The organism is Micromonospora sp. WMMD964 (assembly GCF_029581455.1).
Lineage (GTDB): Bacteria > Actinomycetota > Actinomycetes > Mycobacteriales > Micromonosporaceae > Micromonospora.
In genome coordinates, this window is sequence record NZ_CP120860.1 from 4,372,791 (window position 1) to 4,388,431 (window position 15,641).

A 15,641-nucleotide genomic window follows, 5' to 3' on the forward strand; every position below is an offset into this window, starting at 1 on the left:
AGGGATGCGGCCCGTCGGCCGCGCCGGTCCACCGGACCGGCGACCGGTCATACACGAACGAACCAGACAGCGTGATCCCGCTGACACAATATGGGATCGCGCGCCGAGGTCCGCTGGGTGCGGTGGGGACCGCACTAACCTGAACGGGTGCGGACTTCGTTGATGGATGTGCTGGCCGACCGGATCCTCATCGCCGACGGGGCGATGGGCACGATGTTGCATGCTGCGGACCTCACCCTCGACGACTTCGACGGCCTCGAGGGGTGCGTCGAGGTCCTCAACGTCACCCGTCCGGACGTGGTGCGGGGGGTGCACGACGCCTACCTGGCCGCGGGCGCGGACTGCGTGGAGACCAACACCTTCGGCGCCAACCTGGCTAATCTCGGCGAGTACGACATCCCGCACCGCATCCGTGAGTTGTCCGAGGCGGGTGCCCGCATCGCCCGCGAGGCCGCCGACGCGGCGAGCACCGCGCAGCGGCCCCGATTCGTGCTGGGTTCGATCGGACCGGGCACGAAGCTGCCCACCCTCGGGCACGCCGACTACGCGACCCTGCGCGACGCGTACCAGGAGAACGCCGCCGGTCTGATCATCGGCGGCGCGGACGCCCTGATCATCGAGACCTCCCAGGATCTGCTCCAGGTCAAGGCGGCTGTGGTCGGGTCGAAGCGGGCGATGACCGAGCTGGGCCAGCAGGTGCCGATCATCTGTCACGTGGCGATGGAGACCACCGGCACGATGCTGGTGGGCAGCGAGATCGGCGCGGCCCTCGCGGCTATCGAGCCGCTCGGCGTGGACATCATCGGGCTCAACTGCTCCACCGGCCCGGCGGAGATGAGCGAGCACCTGCGCTACCTGTCGCAGCACTCCCGGGTCCCGTTGTCGGTGATGCCGAACGCCGGCCTGCCGGTGCTGACCGCCGACGGGGCGTACTTCCCGCTGACTCCCGTGGAGCTGGCCGAGGCCCTGGATCGGTTCGTCACCGAGTACGGCGTGGGACTGATCGGCGGGTGCTGCGGCACCACGCCGGAGCACATCCGGGTGCTGTCGGAGCGGCTGCACGGCAGCGTCGCCCCGGCCCGCGAGGCCCGGCACGAGGCTGGTGTCTCCTCGGTCTACCACCCGGTGCCGTTCGCCCAGGACGCGTCGGTGTTGATGGTCGGGGAGCGGACCAACGCCAACGGGTCGAAGGCGTTCCGGGAGGCGATGCTCGCCGGTGACTGGCGCGCCTGCGTGGAGATCGCCCGCAGTCAGGCCCGGGACGGCTCGCACCTGCTCGACCTGTGCGTGGACTACGTGGGCCGCGACGGCACGCAGGACATGCGGGAGTTGGCGGGCCGGTTCGCCACCGCGTCGACGCTGCCGATCATGTTGGACTCCACCGAGCCGGCCGTGGTCGAGGCCGGGCTGGAGATGCTCGGCGGCCGGTGCGTGGTCAACTCGGTGAACTTCGAGGACGGCGACGGCCCCGACTCCCGGTACGCGCGGGTGATGCCGGTCGTCCGGGAGCACGGCGCGGCGGTGGTGGCGCTGCTCATCGACGAGGAGGGGCAGGCGCGGACGAAGGAGTGGAAGGTCCGGGTCGCGGCACGGCTGATCGACGACCTGACCGGCCGGTGGGGCATGGACCGCGCCGACATCCTGATCGACGCGTTGACCTTCCCGATCGCGACCGGCCAGGAGGAGACCCGCCGCGACGGTCTCGAGACGATCGAGGCGATCCGGGAGATCGCCCAGCGGTATCCGGGCGTCAACTTCACCCTGGGTATCTCGAACGTCTCCTTCGGTCTGAACCCGGCCGCCCGGCAGGTGCTCAACTCGGTGTTCCTGCACGAGTGCGAGCAGGCCGGCCTGACCTCGGCGATCGTGCACGCCAGCAAGATCCTGCCGATGTCGAAGATTCCCAAGGAGCAGCGCGAGGTCGCCCTGGACCTGGTCTACGACCGGCGTCGCGAGGGGTACGACCCGGTGCAGCGTTTCCTGGAGCTGTTCGAGGGCGTGGACGTGACCAGCGCCCGGGCCACCCGGGCGCAGGAGTTGGCGGCGCTGCCATTGGACGAGCGGCTCAAGCGGCGGATCGTCGACGGTGAGCGCAACGGCCTGGAGGCCGACCTGGACGACGCGATGGCCGGTGGCCGGTCCCCACTGTCGATCATCAACGACATCCTGCTGGACGGCATGAAGGTGGTCGGCGAGCTGTTCGGCTCCGGCCAGATGCAGTTGCCGTTCGTGCTCCAGTCCGCCGAGGTGATGAAGACCGCGGTGGCCTACCTGGAGCCGCACATGGAGACCACCGAGGACGGCGGCAAGGGCCGCATCGTGCTCGCCACGGTGCGCGGCGACGTGCACGACATCGGCAAGAACCTGGTCGACATCATCCTGTCCAACAACGGCTACGAGGTGGTGAACATCGGCATCAAGCAGCCGATCAGCGCCATCCTCGACGCCGCCGAGCAGCACCGGGCCGACGCGATCGGCATGTCCGGGCTGCTGGTCAAGAGCACCGTCATCATGAAGGAGAATCTGGCCGAGATGGCCACGCGCGGGGTCGCGGAGCGCTGGCCCGTCCTGCTCGGCGGGGCGGCGTTGACCCGCGCGTACGTCGAGGACGACCTGCGGTCGATGTTCCCCGGTCAGGTGCACTACGCGCGGGACGCGTTCGAGGGCCTGTCCCTGATGGACAAGGTGATGACCGCCAAGCGCGGTGGCGCGCCGGTGGTCGACCCGGAGCGGGAGGCCGCCCTCGCCGCCCGGCGGGCCCGCCGGGAACGGCAGCGCACGATGGTCACCGAGTCGCTGCCGGAGCTGCACGACTCCTCGGTCCGCTCCGACGTGGCCCTGGACGTGGAGGTGCCCACCCCGCCGTTCTTCGGCACCCGGGTGATCAAGGGCGTGCCGATGGCCGACTACGCGGCGCTGCTCGACGAGCGCGCCACGTTCCGCGGGCAGTGGGGGCTCAACGGCGCCCGGGGCGGCAACGGGCCCTCCTACGACGAGCTGGTGGAGACCGAGGGTCGGCCACGTCTGCGGTACTGGCTGGACCGGCTGATCGCCGACCAGGTCCTTGAGGCAGCCGTGGTGTACGGCTACTTCCCGGCGTACTCCGAAGGCAATGACCTGGTGGTGCTCGACGAGAACGGGCACGCGGAGCGCGCCCGGTTCTCCTTCCCCCGCCAGCGGCAGGAGCGGCGGCTCTGCCTGGCGGACTTCTTCAAACCCAAGGGCGACCAGCTCGATGTGGTCGCGTTGCAACTGGTCACCGTCGGGCAACCCGTCAGCGAGTACGCGGCGAAGCTGTTCGCCCGCAACGAGTACCGCGACTACCTGGAGGTGCACGGGTTGTCGGTGCAGCTCACCGAGGCGCTCGCCGAGTACTGGCACCGGCGCGTGCGCGCTGAGCTGACCCTGCCCGACGGGCGTCCGCTGGGCCACGACGACCCGACCGACCTGGCCGGTCTGCTGCGCAACGACTACCGGGGCTGCCGGTACGCGTTCGGCTACCCGGCGTGCCCCGACCTGGAGGACCGGGCGAAGATCGTGGACCTGCTCGGTGCGGACCGGATCGGTGTGGAGCTGTCCGAGGAGTTCCAGCTCATGCCGGAGCAGGCCACCGACGCGATCGTGGTCCACCACCCGGAGGCGAGCTACTTCAACGCCAAGTGACGGACGTAGGCGCGGCAGCAGCAGCACTGCCACTGAGCCGGAGCGTGAGGCGAGCGGGGGCAGCGTCTGCCCCCGGCCGTCGCTACGCTCCGGGCATGTTCCGTGCGGCCGGGCCCGACGACTTCCCGCAGATCATCCGTCTCTACCGGCAGTTGCACCCGGGGGACCCGGTGCTGGACGACGGGTCGGATGCGGCGGCCTTCCAACGGATCCTCGACACACCGGGGCTGAGTCTCTTCGTGCTCGACCTGGACGGGGTTGTCGTCGCCACGACTTACCTCAACGTGATCCCCAACCTCAGCCGGTCGGCGTCGCCGTACGCCGTCGTCGAGAACGTCGTCGTCGAGGAGTCCCGGCGGGGCACCGGCCTCGGTCGGCAGATCATGGCCGGCACGCTGCAGGCCGCCTGGGACGCGGGGTGCTACAAGGCGATGCTGATGACGGGCTCACAGACCCCGGCGACCCACGCGTTCTACCGCGCCTGCGGGTTCGCGCCCGACGTCAAGACGGCGTACCTGGCGCGGCCCCCGGGTTAGGGAAGGTCTCGCGGAGCGCGGCGTCCAGCGACCGGCCGGTCGTCGGCTCGATGAACAGGTCGGCGAGCAGGAGGTCGGCGACGTGGGTCGGGTCGACCCCCGACTCCTTGCGGCCCAGCGCCTGCAACGCGCCACCGAGACGCAGGGCGGACCGTGCCGCACCCGCCGGCAGTCGGCCCACCCGGCGGCGTCGGCCGACCGCCTCGGCGATGCGTGCGAGCATGTCGTGCCAGGTGAGGTTCTCGTCGGCGACCGGGATGTCCGCGCCGTCGGCCTGTTCCAGGGCGTCGGCGGCGACCTCGGCGACGCTGCGCGCCGACGCCGCGGCGCTTCCGCCGGTCGGTGCGACCAGAGGTGTACGCGAGCGCGCCCACCGGTCCAGCGGACCGGCCCAGTTCGGCAGCCGGTCCCCGGCCCGACCGAAGACGAAGGGCAGTTCGAGGACGGCGACCGGCAGCTCCGGACCGGCCGCGGCGCGTCCCTCCCGGGCCTGCTCGACACGGCACCGGATGTACGTGTGCCGCTCGGGGAGCCGCCACTGCGGGTGCGACCTGTCGAAGTAGGTGTAGTACGAGCCCATCACCACCCCTCGGGTGAGGCCCTCCGCGCGGGCGGCGGTGAACACGCGTACCACCGGGTCGACGTTGTCGCGACGGAACTGCGGGTAGATCGGTCTGGGCAGCGGCCGCTGCTCGTCGGTCCGGGTGGCGTACACGACGCCGTCGTGACCGGCGAGCAACGACCGCAGGTCGTCGATCGAGGCGGAACCCACGTCGAGCAGGTGGTCGACACCTGGTTGGGAGGTACGCGCCACGGCTGTCGTGGCGTGACCGCGCTCCCGCAGCACCTGCACCACGTGAGCGCCGATCAGACCGCTGCCACCCACCACGAGAATCCGCACGCCACATCGTCCACTCTGGAGACCGGGGCCTGTCAACCCTGGGTCACCGCTTGTTCTTCGCCAGTGACGGGTGCCTGACTGCGAAATGCGCCGGTGCGGATGCGCGGCACAGAATGCGACCGGGGCGGGTTGCGGCGAGAATGGGCACCCGGAGGTGATCGAGGATGGGCGGTCAGGAGAGCGTGCCCCGACTGGGTTCGGTGGTGCTGGACGGCACCGACGTGCGGGTGTTGGCGGAGTTCTACCGTCACCTGCTCGGCTACGTCTACCGGCCCGGCGACGAGCCGCCGGCGGCCGGTCAGGACGACGAGCGCGGTCGTGACTGGCTGGTGCTGAGGTCCCCCGACGGCGGCGCCCAGCTCGCGTTCCAGCAGGTGGATCACCTGCCGGAGTCGACCTGGCCCAAGAACGACGTGCCCCAGCAACTGCACCTGGACCTGACCGTGGAGTCCGTCGCGGAGCTGCTGGTCCAGCACGAGCGCGTCCTGCGCCTCGGTGGCCGGCTGCGCTTCGACCGCATCGAGGATCCCGTCGAACCGCTGCGGGTGTACGCCGACCCGGCCGGGCATCCGTTCTGCGTTCTCGTGGGGTAGTGGCGGCGAGGACACCCGTTCGCGCCCGGCGGATGGCATAGGTTCGACGTGGTGACACCATCGCCGGGGAACGGGGACGAGGATGCCGGAGCCGCGCGCCTTCTGGCTGGACGAGCAGTTCGACCGCGAGCACGGCACCGACGGGCGGGGCCGGTACGAGGCGGAGGTGCTCCGTCGGATCGGCGAGTTCGCCGATACCTGGGGTGACTTCGCGCCGGTCGCGTTCGCCGCCACGGCCTGGCGGGTGGCCAGCGAGCTGTCGCCCGGCTTCGTCCGCTGGCACCGACGGATCATCTCGGCGACCTGCGCACGCAGCCCGTGGGACGGCAGCATGGTCTGCGCGGTCACCGTGGCCTCCCGCTGGCCGGCGGAGTTGACCTGGACCAAGCAGTGGCAACGCGACCGTGGTTGGCGGGATTGGCCGCAGCTGTTCGGCCAGTTCACCACCCCCACCGAGCAGGACCAGACGCGCAGCCCGCATGTGCGCGCACTGCTCCAGGTGGAGGCGCCCCTTCCGCTCGACGACCTGCCGCCGACACCCGACGGACCGGACGACGACGTCCCCGCCTCGGCCCGTCGGGCCGTCGTGGTGCTGGCTCGGGAGCTCAACGACCTCCTGGCGCCGATGATCGGGCAACTCGACACCGGGGTTCCCGCCGACTCCTGACGTCGCGGCTCCGGCCGACCTGCGGGCACCCACCGGGGACGCGAACGCCGGTAGGGTCGTCGACGTGGATCCGCACGACATCGCCGCCCGGCTCGCAGTGCCCGTCGAGGAGGTCGAACGCGTCGAGCAGCTCGCCGGCGACCGGCAGTCGGTTCCGCTGCCGGCCAAGGCCGACGCGCCCGCGCTGCTCGATCGGCTCGGGGTGCAGGCGGACGACGCCGCCGAGATCATGGCAGGCTGGCCCGATCCCGCCTCGCCGCTGTGGACGCCCGAGCTGCGCTGGCTGCTCGACCGTTCGATCGCCCTGGTCCACGCCGACCTCGGCGGGCACGGCTGGTTGGTGCCCGGTCCGGAGCTGCCCCGCGACCGGGGTCCCGCCTGGCGGCACCTCTACGTGTACGCGTACCTCGCCCTGGTCGACGTCGCCCGGGGTTACCACCGCGACCATGACGTCCCCGACGACGTGTCGTGGCGGAGCCTCGCGGACCTCGGCCGCAACCTGACGATCGACCGGCGGATGCGCGGTGAGGGTTGGCCGGTCATGCAGAGCTGGCTGACGCTGCACGTGCGCGGCAGCATCTACGAGCTGGGCCGGTTGCAACACCACCGCGGTGACACGGCCATCGGCCTGCACGTCCCCGACACGGGGCCGTTGACGCCGGAGGCGGTCGCGGCGTCGCTGGACGAGGCGCGGGTGTTCTTCGCGCGCCACTTCCCCGACGAGCCCTACACCGCGTTCTCCTGCGGCTCGTGGCTTCTCGACCCGCAGTTGCGGGAATACCTGCCCGAGGACTCGAACATCGTCCGGTTCCAGCGGATGTTCGAGCTGGTTCCCTACGAGGAGAAGGACGGTCCGGACGCCGACGTCGAGGTGCTGCGTTTCGTGTTCCGCACGCTGAGCACCCCGCTGGACCGGTTGCCCCGCCGCACCGCGCTGCAGCGCGCGATCGTCGATCACCTCAGGGCCGGTCGACACTGGCACTGGCGGCACGGCCGCTTCCCGATCTGAGCCGACAGTCGATGGATCGGTGGGCCCGGCCCGTCACCGACCGGGCCGGGCCCACCGCCGGTCAGCCGGTGGTCAGGATGAACTTCTCCCAGGCCCCGACCGACGTACGGTTGGCGATCAGGGATCCGGCCCCGGCGTTCTCGGCGCACACGATCTGGTTGTTGACAGTGGCCCGCAGGCTCACCGTCCCATCCGAGTTGGTGATGAGCTGGAACCTCTCCCACGATCCGATCGCCGCGGCGTTGGCGACCAACGCCCCGGCGCCCGAGTTCGTGGCCGAGACGTAGAGCCCGTTGGCGCGCGACCGCAGCGCGATGGCACCGCTGCCGGCGTCCACCCGGTCGAACTGCTCGGTCGTGCCGACACTGGCCTTGTTGGCGATCAACGCGGTGGAGCCGACCGCCGACACGTACTGGTTGTTGACCTGCGCCCGCAGGGTCGTCACCGGGGTGCTGCTACCGGTGCCGGTGGCGAAGGTGAACGCGTCGACGTCGAACAGGTAGCCGGAGCCGCCCTTGAACACCAGGTACAGCGTGGTCGACGCGCTCGGCGGGTTGCTGATCGTGCCGGACACCTCGGTGAAGGTCTCCCAGTTGCCGGTCACCGGCACCGTCACGGTGCCCAGCAGGGTGCCGGTCGCCGACCCGGCCCGGACCTCGATGGTGCCGCCCGCGCCGGCCGACGACGCCCGCACGGTGATGCGGTTGGCGTTGGCCAGGTTGTACGGCTGGTACGAGATCCAGTCGTTGTTCTCGATGAACCCGGCGGTGCGGCCACCCTCGGCGTTGGTGTGGTCGGTGGCTTGGACGCCGGACTGGGCGCCGAAGTGCTCACCCTGGCGGTGCTTCGGTTGCAGGGTCTTGATGCTGTGCGTGGTCAGCCCGCCGTTGTCGGTGTAGGCGGCGTCGAAGACCCCGTAGATGTTCGCCGCCGAGTCGTGCTCGCCGTCGGTCGGCACGGTGATCGAGCCGCTGCACCCGGTCTTCGAGGTGATCTGGTGGGCGTGACTGTCGTGACCCAGCGCGTAGGTCAGGCTCACCTTGGAACAGTCGATCGTGCCGTCCTGCGGGTCGCTCACACTGATCTGGTACGACACCGTGTCACCGAAGCTGAACAGCTGCCCGTCGGCGGGCGTGGTGAGTGTCACCGTCGGGGCCGTGTTGCCCACGGTGATGACCAGGCTCGCCGTGCCGGTCAGGCCGGTCGGGTCGGTGACCCGCAACGTGGGGGAGTAGGTGCCGTTCGTGGTGTACGTCTTGGTGGGGTTCGCCGCCGTCGACGTCGTGCCGTCGCCGAACGTCCACAGGTAGCTCAGCGCCCCACCCTCGGGGTCGGAGCTGCCCGCCGACGAGAAGTTGACCGTCAACGGGTTGGCCCCCGACGTGGGGTTCGCCGAGGCGACCGCGATCGGGTTGCGGTTACCGCCGCCGATGTACTCGATCCGGAACAGCGCCTGGTTGTTCGACCCGGTGCCGTAGTCCAGCACGTACAGCGCCCCGTCCGGGCCGAAGGCCATGTCCATGACCTGCGTGCCGGACCACGGGAAGTTGGAGATCTCCCCGCGCGAGCCGTCGGAGTTGACCGCGATCGCCTTGATCCAGCGGCGGCCGTACTCACCGGCGAAGAACTGGCCGTTGAGCGACTGCGGGAACTTGATGCTGGAGTTCAGCGACGCGTCGTACCGGTAGACCGGCCCGCCCATCGGCGACTCGGAGCCGCTGCCGAACTCCGACGGTGACCCGGAGTCGCCGGCGTACTTGATCCAGGCCGGCTTCGCCGCGGGCAGCGTGCCGAGACCGGTGTTGCGGAACGAGTTGTTGGTCGGCCCGCCCGTGCAGTTGTACTTCGACTGCGACGGCCCGGACGGGAAGGTGTATTCATTGTATGTTTCGGTGCTGGTGTTGGTGCCGGTGCAGTACGGCCAGCCGTAGTTGCCCGGCGCAGCGATGCGGTTGAACTCCACCTGGCCCTGCGGGCCGCGGCTGGAGTTCGTGGACCCGGCGTCCGGGCCGTAGTCGCCGAGGTAGACGACACCGGTGGCCTTGTCGACGCTCATCCGGAACGGGTTGCGCAGACCCATCGCGTAGATCTCCGGACGGGTGTTGGCCGTGCCGGGAGCGAACAGGTTGCCCGACGGGATGGTGTACGTGCCGTCGGCCTGCGGCTTGATCCGCAGCACCTTGCCCCGCAGGTCGTTGGTGTTCGCCGAGGTGCGCTGGGCGTCGAACTGCGGGTTGCGGTTGGTCCGCTCGTCCAGCGGCGCGTAGCCGGACGACTCGAACGGGTTGGTGTCGTCGCCGGTGGTCAGGTACAGGTTGCCGGCGGCGTCGAAGTCCAGGTCACCGCCGACGTGGCAGCACTGACCACGGTCGTTGGCGACCTGGAGCACGATCTTCTCGCTGCCCAGGTTGAGCGTGTCGTCGGAGTTGAGGGTGAACCGCGACAGCCGCAGGTGTCCCTTCCACCGGTCCCAGTCGGACTGGGAGCCGGTGGTCGGGGCGTCCCCGGACGGGGTGCTCAACGAGGGCGAGTAGTACAGGTAGATCCACCGGTTGCTGGCGAAGCCGGGATCGACGGCGACGCCCTGCAACCCCTCCTCGTCGTGCGTGTAGACCGACAGGGTGCCGGAGACCTTGGTGTTGCCGGCCACGTCGGTGACCCGCAGGACGCCGTTGCGGGCGGTGTGCAGGACCGAGCGGTTGGGCAGGACGGCCAGGGACATGGCCTCACCCAGCTCGGCGGAGCCGGTGGCGAGTTTGATCTGCTGGTAGTCGGAGGCGGGAATCACCGCCGCCTGGGCGGTGGACGGTGCGGCCACGGCCAGGGTCACGCTCGCGGCGGCGGTGAGCGCCGCCACGAGGGCCCGGGACCAGCGCCGGGATTTCGAGAACATGATCGTCCTTCCTCGACGATCGGGGGCCGGGCGTGCGGGGGCGCACCACGGCCGAAGGGGGTGGTGACGAGTGAGCCGCGGCGCGGTCAGTTCGTGACGAGGTCGAACTTCTCCCACTGCCCGATGGAGGTCCGGTTGGCGATCAGCGGGGAGGAGCCACCGTTCTCGGCGGCGACGTACCGGCTGTTCACCGTGGCCCGCAGGCTCACCGTGCCGTCGGAGTTGCGCACGAGCTGGAACGTCTCCCAGGCGCCGGCGGTGGCGCGGTTGGCGATCAGCGCGGCGGCACCGGCGTTCTCGGCCGCGACGTACTGCCCGTTGCTCTTGGCGCGCAGCGCCACGTTGCCGTTGGCGAGGTTGACCACGTCGAACCGCTCGCTGGTGCCCGCGGAGGTCTTGTTGGCGATCAGCGCGGTGGTGGAGTTCGGCGCGCTGACGAACTGGTTGTTGGCCCGGGCCTTCAGGGTGGAGCCGCTGGTGGTGGGCGGCGGGGTGGTGGGCGGCGGGGTGGTCGTGCGCGGCGAGCAGTCGGCGGTCACCGAACCCGCGGCGACCTGGAGGCCGCCGAGCAGCATCCGGGTGAAGTTCGGGTCGGTGTACGACGCCTCGGTGTGGCCCAGACCCGTGTACCAGGCCCGACCGCCGCCGTACGCCTTGCACCAGGTGATCGGGTGGTCACCGCTCATGTTGCCGCCGCTGTAGGACGACTCGTCCAGGTTGGCCAGGACCCGCGCGCTCGACCGGGGGTTGGTGCGGTAGTTGTACCACTCGTCGGAGCGCACCCACGTCGCCGGGAGGTGGGCGGTCGACGGGTTGGTCTGGTCCTCGATGCGCACTGTGGCGTTCTGGATCGCCGGGTGCGAGTCGAAGTACGCGCCGACCAGTTGGCCGTACCACGGCCAGTTGTACTCGGTGTCGGCGGCGGCGTGCACACCGACGTATCCGCCGCCGGCGGCGATGTACGACTCGAAGGCCGTCTGCTGGCTGGAGTTGAGGACGTCACCGGTCGTCGACAGGAAGACCACCGCCTGGTACTGGGCCAGGTTGGAGGTGGTGAACTGGTTGGCGTCCTCGGTGGCGGTCACGGTGAAGCCGTTGGCCGAGCCGAGCTGCTGGATCGCGGCGATGCCGTTCGGGATGGACGAGTGGCGGAAGCCCGCGGTCTTGCTGAACACCAGGACCTTGGTCAGCGGTGCCGCCGAGGCCGGTGTGGTGAGGATTGCCAAGCTGGTCAGCATCACGGCCAGGCCGGTGACGAGTGCCAACAGGCGGGAACGGGAACGCATGGGGGTGCTCCTCTGCTGAGCGTCGACCCTGGCGCGCGCGTCACGTGGGCGTGCGGGCTCGCCGGGGCCGCGATGGCGGTGGTACGGAGCCGGGCCGCCGATGCTCGGCTGAGATGCTGCGGGGTGGTGCGGTGCCGGTGGAATCGTCCCGCAGGGGGTGTGCGCGACGCTGCGCCGTGCGGGTTGCCGTGCCGGTGCTCCCCGCCCGCCGAGGGGGGAGCATCGCGTCGCTACCGACAGTGCCAGGAGACGGCTGGCGCACCGGCGTCGACCGATCGCGATCGCACCGCCGACGAGCCTGCCGACCATAGTGGACGGTCAGGCCCATCGACTTCTATCGCTGACGCAGTAAACCTCCGATGTCTGCGCCCCGTCAAGCCCATGCCCGTCGGCGTCGACCGCCCGAGGTGGGTATTGCGGCCGGCCGTTCGGCAGGGCGAGTCGGTGACGTCGGAGGTGGCCTCGGGTGCGTGGACGTGTTCGTTCCCGTCGCCGACGAGTGTCCCGGCGGCCCGCAGGTGTATCGGTGGGAGCCTTTGGAGCTGAATCGTTTGTGGCATCACGGCCACGTGTCGGTGACGCCAGGCAGTGGTCTCTCGGCGGGGCGCTGGCCGTACCTCGGTTGGTCCTGGAGAGGGCCGGCCCCGCTGGCGGCCGAATCGTTTACGACATCAGCTCCATAGCGGCGGTCGGTGGTAATGCCCTCCCGGCCCGGTCATCCCTGGCCGGACGGTGCGGGACTGTCCGCGCCTCTGGTGGCCATGATGATGAGGTCGGCGATCGGCCCCTGCACCACGTGGAGCGAGCGGGCGCGGACCTCGACGACTCCGCCCGCGAAGTCGTCGAGGAACGCCGCTTCGCTGAGCTGTCCGTACCCGTCGTGGTGGACGAGACCGGCGTTCGCCGGGGGCGTCGGATACTGTGCCGCGAGGGCCGCGTAGTCCTCGCCGGCGTCCGGGGCGCGGGCGGCGACGTACACCAGGGCGGTGACGGTCAGGCCGGCTCGGGTGCGACCGCCCGCCAGTCCAGGTGGTGCCGGTAGAGGTGTCGCACGACGATCCAGCTGACCGAGAACGGGATGGCCCCCATCGCCACGACTCCCAGGACGTCGGAGCCGACCACGTCGAAGACCGCCCCCACGTCGCCGAACAGTTGCGCGACGGTCTGGAAGGCGACGTGGAAGCCGATGCCCGCCCAGATGTCGCCGGTCGCGGTTCGGAAGGCGCCCAGCAGGAGCGCGAAGACGAAGAAGAGCGCGAGCCGGTCGACGGACCGGGCGGCCCCGACGAGGAACCCGAACACGGTGAACAGCACGGCCTGCCCGACGGCCGCCTGCCACGCCGGCAACCGGCTGGCGAGGTTGCGCTGCAGGTAGCCCCGGAAGATCAGCTCCTCCGGCAGCGCCTCCTTGAGGAAGACGAGAACCACCAGCAACGCCGCCACGCGCGACACGTCCCCGACGGACGTCCGCACGCTGATCTCGACCCAACCGAGGCCGAGGCAGAGCACGAACCCCACCCCGGCGGGGACCAGCCAGCAGGCCATGCCGAGCAGCAGACGCCGCCACCCCTCGCGCAGCGACGGCAATCCGAGGCCAGCCCACGGGCGTCGGTCCAGGAGGCGACGGGCGACGACCACCAGGGGTACGACGAGCGCCGTGGTGAGGATCGCCCCGACGGCGTGGGTGGGTCGGTCGTAGTCGCGGTCGAGCAGGGCCTTCAGGGACAGCCACACCAGCACGGCGCCGGCGGACACGACGAGGATCCGCCAGGGCAGGGCGAGACGAGGTCCGGCGCTCACCACGCGCAGCGTAGCCGGCGGCGTCAACGGTGGGCCGTCAGCGGCCGAGGACGAGGTAGGCGAGGCCGAGGACCCCCCGGTAACCACCGACGTACTGGCGCAACCTCTCGTCGAGTTCCGCGCGGATGTCGGCCGCGCGGGGATCCTCCGGGTACGTCAGCAGCCACTCCTGCCGCCCGGCCAGCCAGGTGGACTCGAAGTCGTCCCACTCACGCTGGTCGGCGGTGCTCAGGTGCAGCACCCGCCAGCCGCGTTCCCGGGCGACCTCGACGAGGCCGGGCAGGTCCGTGACCTCGGGTCCGAAGATCTCCTCGGTGTCCGGCGTCGGGGGCCGTTCCCAGAAGGCGTCGCCGAACAGCAGCCGGCCCCCCGGTCGGACCACTGTCGCGAGCGCGTCCAGCGCGCCGCCGGTGCCACCGAAGGCGTGCGCCGACCCGACGCACAGGACCCGGTCGGCGGCCTCCTGCCAGGCGGCCGCCTCGCCCGTCACGAAGGCGACGTGCCGGTCGAGGGACCGGTCGGCCGCCGACCTGCGCCCTCGGGCGAGCGCGGCGTCATCGGTGTCGACGCCGACGCCCCGGGTGGCGAGCGCGCCTGACACACCACCGGCGGTGACCGCCCGCAGCAGCAGCTCACCCCAGCCGCAGCCCAGGTCGAGCACCCGAGCGCCGGGACGTACGTCGAGTCGCCGCAGCAGCAGCGCGGCGTGCTCCTCGGACAGGGGTGTGTTCCAGCGCATCCGCGCGTAGCGGCTGTCGGCGAGGTGGTCGGTTGCCTGCATGCGTCGAGGGTGTCAAGACGTGAGCCGCGGCGCATCTCGGTTTGGGTGCCGGTCGTAGGGCAGGATCGGGCAGGTGGGGGCGCAGCAGGCGGGGCCGTTTCGGCGGCCGACACCGCAGGAGGTGGCGGCGGCCGCCGGTCGGGGCCTGCCGGACGTGATCGGGCCCGGCCTGCGGGTGCTGTTCTGCGGCTTCAACCCGGGCCTCTACTCCGCAGCCGTGGGGCTGCCCTTTGCCCGTAGGGGCAGCCGGTTCTGGCCGGCCCTGCACGGTGCCGGCTTCACCGACCGGCAACTGGAGCCGTGGGAGCACGACGAGTTGCTGCGCCACGGCCTGGGCATCACCAGCCTGAGCAACCGGGCCACCGCCCGCGCCGACGAGCTGACCTCGGCGGAGCTGGTGGCCGGGGTGAGCGGGTTGGCCGTGAAGGCCGAGCGGTACCGGCCGCGCTGGGTGGCCGTCCTCGGAGTGACCGCGTACCGGATCGCCTTCGTCCGGCCCGGCGCCGGGCTCGGCCCGCAGCCGCAGCGACTGGGTCGCGCCCGGGTGTGGGTGCTGCCGAACCCGAGTGGCCTGAACGCGCACTTCCCGTTGCCGGCCTTGACGGCCGAGTTCGCCCGGCTGCGCCAGGAGATCTAGGCGCGGTCGGCGGTGACGAGGTCCTGGTAGTAGGGCTGCATCGCCGGGTAGTAGTCGTCGAAGTCGGGGCGGGGGGAGTCGTCCCGGGAGGCGACGAGCATGTCCAGGTAGTACTCCCAGCCGGCGCCCGTCTCGGCGATGCCCTCCACGCTCGTGAGGTGCTGCACGAACCGCAGCTCGGTGCTGCCGTCGACCTCGGTCAGCGTCAGCTCCAACAGCCAGGTGCCGTAGCTGTCGATCATCGACACGGCGAGATGCCGCTGCGGTTCGCAGGCGTCGATCCGGACGTCGCACCAGGGCTGCTGCTCCTCGTACGCCATCTGGACCCGGATGGTCCGTCCGGGCCCCGCGTCGCCCTCCCAGGGGCCGAACCAGCGGGCGGTGCGCTCCGGCTCGGTCAGGCTGGCCCAGACGTCCGCCGCCGGGGCGCGGAATGTGCAGGTGAGGACGAGGTCGTGACCGGTGGCGGTGCGGAACAGGCGTCCGGCGGGTGTGCGGGTCATGCCGTGTGCTCCCTTCGGTGCGCCGCCGGGCCGCGGCTGCGGCGCTCTCGGCGGGTGCGATAGACCTCGGTCTCCAACGCGTCGAGGTGCCGTTCCCACCGGTCGGTGCCGGTGAGCCCGGCGAGCCAGCCGACCAGCGGCGCGAGCGGGGCCGGGTCCAGGCGGTAGATCCGTTGTCGGCCGACCGTCTCGTCGCGGACCAGCCCGCTCTCGCGCAGCACCCGCAGGTGGCGGCTGATGGCGGGCCGGCTGATCGTGAACCGCTGGGCGATGTCGCCGGCCGACAGGGGCTCGTCGCGCAGCATGGTCAGGATGTGCCGCCGTACCGGATCCGCGATCGCGACAGCCACCTCGTTCACCGATGAAGCGTAA

The 15,641-nt window shown here is 71.0% G+C and carries 13 protein-coding genes and 1 pseudogene; 6 read left to right on the top strand and 8 right to left on the bottom strand.

Annotation, left to right across the window (positions count from 1 at the left end):
* Positions 1 to 147: 147 nt before the first annotated feature.
* Positions 148 to 3,663 carry a methionine synthase gene (metH, locus tag O7616_RS20095; RefSeq protein ID WP_282303414.1) on the top strand — a complete coding sequence of 1,172 codons (3,516 nt, stop codon included), beginning with the start codon at positions 148 to 150 and terminating at the stop codon, positions 3,661 to 3,663.
* Positions 3,664 to 3,758: 95 nt separating this feature from the next.
* Positions 3,759 to 4,199: a GNAT family N-acetyltransferase gene (locus O7616_RS20100; RefSeq protein ID WP_282303415.1), complete on the top strand. Its 441-nt coding sequence runs from the start codon at positions 3,759 to 3,761 to the stop codon at positions 4,197 to 4,199.
* Here O7616_RS20100 and O7616_RS20105 read toward each other — a convergent pair.
* Positions 4,165 to 5,100: an NAD(P)H-binding protein gene (locus O7616_RS20105; protein ID WP_282303416.1), complete on the bottom strand. Its 936-nt coding sequence runs from the start codon at positions 5,098 to 5,100 to the stop codon at positions 4,165 to 4,167. The two genes, O7616_RS20100 and O7616_RS20105, sit on opposite strands and share 35 nt — an antisense overlap.
* A gap of 164 nt (positions 5,101 to 5,264) precedes the next feature.
* On the opposite strand from O7616_RS20105, the gene O7616_RS20110 reads away from it, so the two are divergent.
* From O7616_RS20110 to O7616_RS20120, 3 genes are all read left to right on the top strand, one after another.
* Complete coding sequence (locus O7616_RS20110; protein ID WP_282303417.1) at positions 5,265 to 5,693, top strand: VOC family protein; 429 nt, start codon at positions 5,265 to 5,267, stop codon at positions 5,691 to 5,693.
* An 82-nt stretch (positions 5,694 to 5,775) separates the two neighbouring features.
* A complete protein-coding gene (locus tag O7616_RS20115) occupies positions 5,776 to 6,360 on the top strand; it encodes a hypothetical protein (protein WP_282303418.1) in 585 nt (194 codons plus the stop codon).
* A 64-nt stretch (positions 6,361 to 6,424) separates the two neighbouring features.
* Positions 6,425 to 7,369: an acyltransferase domain-containing protein gene (locus O7616_RS20120; RefSeq protein WP_282303419.1), complete on the top strand. Its 945-nt coding sequence runs from the start codon at positions 6,425 to 6,427 to the stop codon at positions 7,367 to 7,369.
* A gap of 61 nt (positions 7,370 to 7,430) precedes the next feature.
* Here the strand turns inward: O7616_RS20120 and O7616_RS20125 are convergent, their stop codons facing one another.
* The 5 genes and pseudogenes from O7616_RS20125 to O7616_RS20150 form a co-directional block, all read right to left on the bottom strand.
* A complete protein-coding gene (locus tag O7616_RS20125) occupies positions 7,431 to 10,262 on the bottom strand; it encodes a PQQ-dependent sugar dehydrogenase (RefSeq protein WP_282303420.1) in 2,832 nt (943 codons plus the stop codon).
* A gap of 512 nt (positions 10,263 to 10,774) precedes the next feature.
* Positions 10,775 to 11,500 (bottom strand): annotated as a pseudogene (locus O7616_RS20135) (ThuA domain-containing protein); the annotation flags it as partial.
* Between the two features lie 763 nt (positions 11,501 to 12,263).
* Positions 12,264 to 12,527, bottom strand: coding sequence for a hypothetical protein (locus tag O7616_RS20140; RefSeq protein ID WP_282303421.1), 264 nt, complete (start codon positions 12,525 to 12,527; stop codon positions 12,264 to 12,266).
* A gap of 14 nt (positions 12,528 to 12,541) precedes the next feature.
* A complete protein-coding gene (locus tag O7616_RS20145) occupies positions 12,542 to 13,348 on the bottom strand; it encodes a CPBP family intramembrane glutamic endopeptidase (protein ID WP_282303422.1) in 807 nt (268 codons plus the stop codon).
* A 37-nt stretch (positions 13,349 to 13,385) separates the two neighbouring features.
* Positions 13,386 to 14,129 carry a methyltransferase domain-containing protein gene (locus O7616_RS20150; protein WP_282303423.1) on the bottom strand — a complete coding sequence of 248 codons (744 nt, stop codon included), beginning with the start codon at positions 14,127 to 14,129 and terminating at the stop codon, positions 13,386 to 13,388.
* A 73-nt stretch (positions 14,130 to 14,202) separates the two neighbouring features.
* On the opposite strand from O7616_RS20150, the gene mug reads away from it, so the two are divergent.
* Positions 14,203 to 14,766, top strand: a complete 564-nt coding sequence (gene mug / locus O7616_RS20155; protein WP_282303424.1) for a G/U mismatch-specific DNA glycosylase — start codon at positions 14,203 to 14,205, stop codon at positions 14,764 to 14,766.
* On the opposite strand, the gene O7616_RS20160 is transcribed toward mug, so the two are convergent.
* Together O7616_RS20160 and O7616_RS20165 are read right to left on the bottom strand one after the other, a co-directional pair.
* Positions 14,763 to 15,269: an SRPBCC family protein gene (locus O7616_RS20160; RefSeq protein ID WP_282303425.1), complete on the bottom strand. Its 507-nt coding sequence runs from the start codon at positions 15,267 to 15,269 to the stop codon at positions 14,763 to 14,765. The two genes, mug and O7616_RS20160, sit on opposite strands and share 4 nt — an antisense overlap.
* Positions 15,266 to 15,628 carry a metalloregulator ArsR/SmtB family transcription factor gene (locus O7616_RS20165; RefSeq protein ID WP_282303426.1) on the bottom strand — a complete coding sequence of 121 codons (363 nt, stop codon included), beginning with the start codon at positions 15,626 to 15,628 and terminating at the stop codon, positions 15,266 to 15,268. Before O7616_RS20165 ends, O7616_RS20160 begins: the two co-directional genes overlap by 4 nt.
* Positions 15,629 to 15,641: the final 13 nt, after the last annotated feature.

Coding starts and splice junctions, on each gene's coding strand:
- O7616_RS20110 (WP_282303417.1), top strand. CDS start 5,265: ATGGGCGGTCAGGAGAGCGTGCCCCGACTGGGTTCGGTGGTGCTGGAC.
- O7616_RS20150 (WP_282303423.1), bottom strand. CDS start 14,129: ATGCAGGCAACCGACCACCTCGCCGACAGCCGCTACGCGCGGATGCGC.
- O7616_RS20160 (WP_282303425.1), bottom strand. CDS start 15,269: ATGACCCGCACACCCGCCGGACGCCTGTTCCGCACCGCCACCGGTCAC.
- O7616_RS20115 (WP_282303418.1), top strand. CDS start 5,776: ATGCCGGAGCCGCGCGCCTTCTGGCTGGACGAGCAGTTCGACCGCGAG.
- O7616_RS20100 (WP_282303415.1), top strand. CDS start 3,759: ATGTTCCGTGCGGCCGGGCCCGACGACTTCCCGCAGATCATCCGTCTC.
- O7616_RS20125 (WP_282303420.1), bottom strand. CDS start 10,262: ATGTTCTCGAAATCCCGGCGCTGGTCCCGGGCCCTCGTGGCGGCGCTC.